This window comes from Trichococcus sp. ES5 (assembly GCF_900067165.1).
In the GTDB taxonomy this organism is placed as follows: Bacteria; Bacillota; Bacilli; order Lactobacillales; family Aerococcaceae; genus Trichococcus; species Trichococcus flocculiformis.
In genome coordinates this window covers 1-5,999 of sequence record NZ_FJND01000041.1, presented here as the reverse complement: position 1 = coordinate 5,999, position 5,999 = coordinate 1, and the positions used below count along the sequence as shown (strand labels likewise).

General features: G+C 41.6%; 7 protein-coding genes and 1 pseudogene. 3 read left to right on the top strand and 5 right to left on the bottom strand.

Annotation, left to right across the window (positions count from 1 at the left end; all coding sequences use genetic code 11):
• The 3 genes from TES5_RS15475 to TES5_RS14545 form a co-directional block, all read left to right on the top strand.
• The coding region (locus TES5_RS15475) for a hypothetical protein (RefSeq protein WP_198143375.1) at positions 1-513 on the top strand (513 nt) is incomplete at its 5' end.
• Positions 514-550: 37 nt separating this feature from the next.
• Entirely contained in the window at positions 551-733 is a 183-nt protein-coding gene (locus TES5_RS14550) for a hypothetical protein (RefSeq protein ID WP_068562697.1), read from the top strand.
• 365 nt (positions 734-1,098) lie between these two features.
• A complete protein-coding gene (locus tag TES5_RS14545) occupies positions 1,099-1,638 on the top strand; it encodes a YcxB family protein (RefSeq protein WP_068562696.1) in 540 nt (179 codons plus the stop codon).
• Positions 1,639-1,721: 83 nt separating this feature from the next.
• Here the strand turns inward: TES5_RS14545 and TES5_RS14540 are convergent, their stop codons facing one another.
• The 5 genes and pseudogenes from TES5_RS14540 to TES5_RS14525 form a co-directional block, all read right to left on the bottom strand.
• Complete coding sequence (locus TES5_RS14540; RefSeq protein WP_068562695.1) at positions 1,722-3,950, bottom strand: glycoside hydrolase domain-containing protein; 2,229 nt, start codon at positions 3,948-3,950, stop codon at positions 1,722-1,724.
• Between the two features lie 40 nt (positions 3,951-3,990).
• Entirely contained in the window at positions 3,991-4,791 is an 801-nt protein-coding gene (locus TES5_RS14535) for a glucosaminidase domain-containing protein (RefSeq protein WP_068562694.1), read from the bottom strand.
• Positions 4,792-4,810: 19 nt separating this feature from the next.
• On the bottom strand, positions 4,811-4,948 hold the full coding sequence (locus TES5_RS15095; RefSeq protein WP_072763895.1) for a YvrJ family protein: 138 nt from the start codon (positions 4,946-4,948) through the stop codon (positions 4,811-4,813).
• Between the two features lie 32 nt (positions 4,949-4,980).
• Positions 4,981-5,175: a hypothetical protein gene (locus TES5_RS14530; protein WP_068562693.1), complete on the bottom strand. Its 195-nt coding sequence runs from the start codon at positions 5,173-5,175 to the stop codon at positions 4,981-4,983.
• A 225-nt stretch (positions 5,176-5,400) separates the two neighbouring features.
• Positions 5,401-5,999, bottom strand: a pseudogene (locus TES5_RS14525) (IS630 family transposase); the annotation flags it as partial.

The following is a 5,999-nucleotide window of genomic DNA, read 5'->3' as shown; positions in this document are numbered from 1 at the left end:
AAATATTTAAAAAAAATTGGGTTCATCGTTTTGATGTTATCTGTATTAAATAGCTTCGTAATACCTCATACTGCTAGCGCAGATGAAGTTAGCTCTACTTCTGATGAAAATATAATTATTTATGACAAGAATGGGGAGGTAGTAGAACCGTCAAGGGAAATAATTGAAAACAATGACATGATTATACAGCCTTTGGGTGTAAATTATCCAACTACTGTTAAATGGCTTAATAATGGTGCTAGTTATCAGTCCAATGAATTTTATGGTTCAGGGCGTAGATATGGGGGGTATCTTTTCGGATCGTCAACTACATCTACATTTAGATTAACTTTTCAAAAAGGGGGATTTGGAGTTAACACAACTAGTTCAGCTGCAAACCCCAGCAATGTTGTGGAAGCGTACAATCTGCCACTTAGCGGATCGCCCTATACTATAATCACAAGTCAATTCTTTTATTTCCTGGTCGATAATCCAAAGTCTGGACAAACCTATCATGTTAAAGCGGTTCAATAATGGAAAATACGGAAGTTGACGGGGAAGAGTGAAAAAGTTGAGAAAAAGAAGATTATTTTTATCAGTCATTGTTTTAATAGTGATTCTTTTATTGTCAGCAACTGTATTTAAGAAGGAAAACCTCAAGGAAGCTAGCTTGAATGAAGAAACAATTATTTTTGATAATAATAACAAAGTGATACCCCCTACTAATAAGGGTAATGGGAACTTGGGACATTAATATCACTAAGGCAATTGGACAAATAGTATAGCGAAGTATACTAAAATTAGCTAAGTAGAAATCTTTTTGAAACTTCTCCTTTCTAATTTTAGTATATTTTTATTGATACTTTCTTTCCTGACTAAGATAAATTAGAATAAAGAAGACTTTTCTAGAAAATGAGAACGAGTATATAAAAAAGTAACTTAGTATAAAGTTATTACCACGCAAACAACCCCTTTTTTTGTTGGTTTTTTCTCCAAATCAATCATATAAAAAATTGGGGGTTGTTTGTATTTTTATGCCCTTAGAGGCGTGAGAAGTTGTAAAGTGGTGAGATTAATAATTAAGTACAGATCAAACACCATAAAATTGGAGGTAACAAAATGAATGAAGAAAAATTCGATTTAAGATTTATGGGTAAACTAGATTTACAGCAGATTGAAAGAGCAACCCAGTACCAAAGGAGGACACGATTGGGAGGAAGATTGATTTCCCTTTCTTTGTTTTTTATAATCATGTATTTCTTGATTTATAATGCCTTGGATAATGTATCTAATTATTCACAATTAAACTTATTTTTATTATCTGCTGGTACCGTGTTGGTGGGAGGGGGAATTGGAGTTCTGGCCGGAAAAATGGCTATCAGGAATCGGTTAAAGGCGACGTTTCAGTCTACTCTAAGAAAAGGATACGTAGGAGAGTATGCTGTAAATCACATAGGAATTCAAATTAAGGTTAAGGATGAGTATGAGTTTTTCGAATGGAAAAGCTTCATGAGTGCTCATGAATTTGAAGATATGTTTCTTTTGGTGGTCAATAAATATTCCTATATGCCTATCCCTAAAAGTTTCTTTAGAACGAAAGAAGAAATTGATACGTTCAAAAAAATTCTTTCTCATCATGTTAGAAATTTTAGGACTTAGCTCCTTAAAAAATACAGACCCTCATCCTTACAAAATAGGGATGGGGGTCTGTATTTATAGCCTATATGTTGTATAAGGAAAAACTACATAGCAGGTTGGGTGTTCAATATAATCCCCATCGCTGCAATAAGACCTTCCATTATGGTGGGAATGGCAGTAATAATTGCAGGACCGACATACAAAAGAAATGCTCCTGCTGCTATTATGGCCAATCCTCCTGAGATTACTTGTGCTGCACTAACACCCTGATAAGCCTCATGCGAGACTTGTATTACTTTATCTTGAATATCTGCAGGAACTTGGTATCTAGGAGGGAGATTGTAGTTCTTAAGGTATATGTTAAATGTAATGGAGGCTGAGGTAGTAAGACCTCCCAATAGCTCAATTTCGTATAATATTACTTTGTAAGTATACATTATTTCTCTAAATTGAACGCTCACGGAACTTTCAATTTTACCGTAAAAGATATTAGAGGCAAGTGTACTTGTAATTCCTTCAGCATCAAGTTTAACTTGGTTAGAGAGTCCAAGATTATTTTTTATAATATTCTCAACAGAGCTATCCATTTTGCTGTAATTATATACAAAAATAGTATTCCCCACTTCTTCATCATCTCCTGCGGCCACGTCTGCAGAAGCACTAAAGGTTACCCTAATCAAGGTATCATCAAATAGGGTCTTCTCTTCTCCGTCCAGTTCAATTCTTCCTGCTACTCCAGTGAACAAAGGAAGCCCATCTGTTACTCTTGCCAAAGCGTCTTTGATTAACTGCTCATCGGAATCCCTATTTGTAAGGGAGCCAACTACAGGATATAAACCAGAATATACGACTTTATCAATACCCCAATCATCAATCTCGATTTCATCGAATTGATCAAAGTTCCAATTTGACGGCATTCTAAAGCCCAGATTACCGCTGAAACCAGAAGACATATTGGATACGTAACTGGTAACGGCGTAGCCGGCAGAAGTAACTTGGGAACAAACATTTCGGGTACCGTACACGCCCACACGGAAGTTTGTTAAGGCTTCACTCACTCCCTTGAAATAGGGGAGGATGTATTCCGCAATTTCCCAGTCTTGCGCGTCATAGTCAACTGCAAAATATATGATGGAGTCATAAGGGATTCCAAATTTTCTAGCATTTCCAGCGGCTTTTACTGCTTGAGAGCGACCAATAACATTACTAAAATCAATGGCATTCGTTCCGTTCTCTTGATAAATAGGAATTAAGCCTAATCCTCCATTAATAATTCGCTCCACTTCACCGCTTCTTAACACTTTAAACTCTGTTCCGTTGATATATCGCCCGACTGCTTGGATTCCCATTGCTTTTAAGGTTTCTAGTCGGGATTCCGTAATCTCAAAGCGAGTATCGCAAGCTGCATAAGGACGATTCTTATCTCCATAGCTAACCAATAGAGCCATCCACGTGGTAACGTCTACTTTGCCAGTCACTGGCAACGCCATGTCTCTCTGAAACTGAGCGATCGCAGCTGCCGTTTCTTCCGACCAATAGCTATTGATTGTCAGGTCATATCCGTTCGCCAGAAGGGCGAAGACAATGGCTCTCACGTAATGCCGGGCTGTTGTTACATCATCGGGAAGATTATCCGGTACAGTAATCAATCCTGCTTTTGTAGCGTCTCCAATAAACCCCGTCGCTTCACTGGCGTACATTCCCATAACCGCCTGTAAATAGTAGATGAGTGCACTGTTGAATTGTCGGCTGTTTAGGCCATCCGTTGGCAGATACCCTCCAATAAAATCATCGGTAAAGAAGTAGCCATTGATTGCTAAGCCGTTTAGGTACTGCTGTGCTTCACGCAGTTTCTCTGAGCCATTGGACCAGGTAGTCACATAGGCATCGGTTGAAAGCAAGGCTTTCCAGAGATATCCGTCAAAATTTCCGGATGGATTAGTGCCAATATCATTTTGCAATTCCTTAACAGCTACATCGGTGTCACTATCATACGTACCACCAAAAGAATTGAATGATTCATTATAGCCGGCGTTATAACCGTGGCACCATAGTCCTCCCTCCAAGATTCTAATGATATTTTTAGGATAGTTTCCAGCATTCGAAAGATTGATTCTTGGAGCCAGGCGAAGCGTCGTAGGTCCGAAGCTTCCAGTCACATCACTAATGCCTAATTCATACTGTAAGGCATAGATGAGCGCCGTCATTGTCGTATTGTCAGTCAAGCCGTTGGCTTCGAATCCTGTTTCAGAGACGAAGGCTGCAAATTTGCTTTGGTTTCTATATGTAGAAAGTAGCCATTCCTGAACTTGCTGTACTTTTAAATCTGCCATATTTTTTTCCTGCTTTCTGTATACTTTTCTGTTTTTATTTTTAATTCCTGATGAGTATCTTTTGCCCTGCCTGGATGTAATTACTATCCGGAATCCCATTATCCGAGGCAATGCGTTCGGAGGAAGTCCCGTACCGTTGTGCAATGGTAGACAGGGTATCTCCGCCCCTCACCATGTAGACTTTGCTTCCTGGATTTTCTCCGGAAATTGGAATCGCCAGCTTTTGCCCTGGGAAAATAAGGTCGGGATTATTTAAGTGGTTAGCTTCAACGATCTCCTGAAGGGTTACACCATGTTTTTCGGCAATCCTTATCACGCTTTCCCCCTCGCTCACTACGTGGGTTACGAAAGAAACGTTCTTCTCAGAGGAGATGGTAAGTACCTCTTGATCCCATTTCCACAAACCGTTCTCCTCAATTAGTCGAATCAGCTTCTCCGCATAGCGGGGATCCGTCGCATAGCCGGCGTCCTGAATTGCACGGGCTTGCTGCCGGTAGTTCAAAAGCCCGATTACGTTCACATAGCGCTGGTTTTCCTGAAAGAACCTGCCATGGTCCTTCAGGGAGTCCGCATAGGAAGCATACTTCCGGAAATAGGCAGTTACCGTGTAGAGCTGTCCATGCCTGTCATACTCCTTCGTAGGGTAGGCCTTCTTTTCCCCTTTCCAGCCGGAATCCGCCTTGATACCGAACAGGTTGCAGCACTCCCGCGCCAATTGGGATTTCCCCCAGTCGCTCTCCAGGATAGCTTGGGCTGCGGTAACGGAAGGGAAAATGCCATAAAGGGGAAACGTCTCTTTTGCTCCTTCATACAGCTGTCTTAAAAATACGGCTGGCTCCATTGGTTCCCACCTCCTTCTTTTATTTGCGTAACGTCTGTTTCAATTCATCCAAAGAATCCATTACTTTATCCATCACGGCCTCCAGGCGGACCAGCAGGTAGATCGTAATGAAAATCGGAAAACCGACATTGGCGATAAAGTTAACCCATTCTTCCATCGAATTCCCCCTTTCTCTCTTACATTTTCCCTCTACAGGAAGGGATGTACTTGTGAAAAATCGTATCTGGCTACCACTTGGACGCAGGTGAGTGCTAACTCCTGAAATACATCCTCCCGGATAGAGGCTGGGACCCCCTTCATGTACTTGTAGAGGAGGGGTGTTAGTTCCCTTAGGACGATTTCCGTGTCCTGCTGCTTGAAGGCCATAAGTAGCTTCTCATTCATTCCCTTCCTCCTCCATTTGCGTACTGTCAAAGTTTAGCTCTGCCAGACGTTCAATTTTGTATTTTTTCGTTGATTTAACGGGGTTAACGACAAAAACAACTTGCCACCCCCCAATTTTTGGTTAATAGTGATGATAACGACACCGCACTATTTCCCCAAAAGAAAGGAAGATGACAAGTTGCTACCTCTATTATTAACCCATTTATATAGGTTGAATTAAATACTTTACATCCGCACGCACAGTCGGTCAATCACTTCAAGGGGACGCCCGTTCACATCGGCTAAGAAACCGCGGACCGCCTGTTTGATTTTCTGGACGTGGTCAAAAAAAACATTGTTGATGACCGATTCCTTGAGCCACTTCCATACGCCTTCCATCAGGTTCAACTGAGGGCTGTAGGGAGGGAGGAAGATGAGTGCCAGGCGCCCAGCGTTTTCTTTAAGAAAAGGCTGGATCAGCTTGGCGTGGTGGATACGGGCATTATCTAATACCATCACGATTTTTCCGGTGGGGTATTCCCGCAACGTCCGCTCCAAAAAACGGAGGAAGGCCGCTGCGTCGTATGCCCCTTCTTCCGTACAAATGATCCGACCGGTTTCATAATCCAAGGTGCCGATCAATTTCACCCCTTTGTGTTGTCCGTAAGTGGGGATTTTCCGCTGGTGGCCGCGGAGAAACCAGGTGCAGCCAATGGCTTGGTAATCCCGGATCATGGTTTCGTCCTCGAACAGGAGGTGGTCAATGTCGCTATTCAGCAATTTTTTTTTAGGCTCGGGAAGGTTTCTTCCAAAAACACCTGTTGTTTCTTGGAATCCGCTTTTTT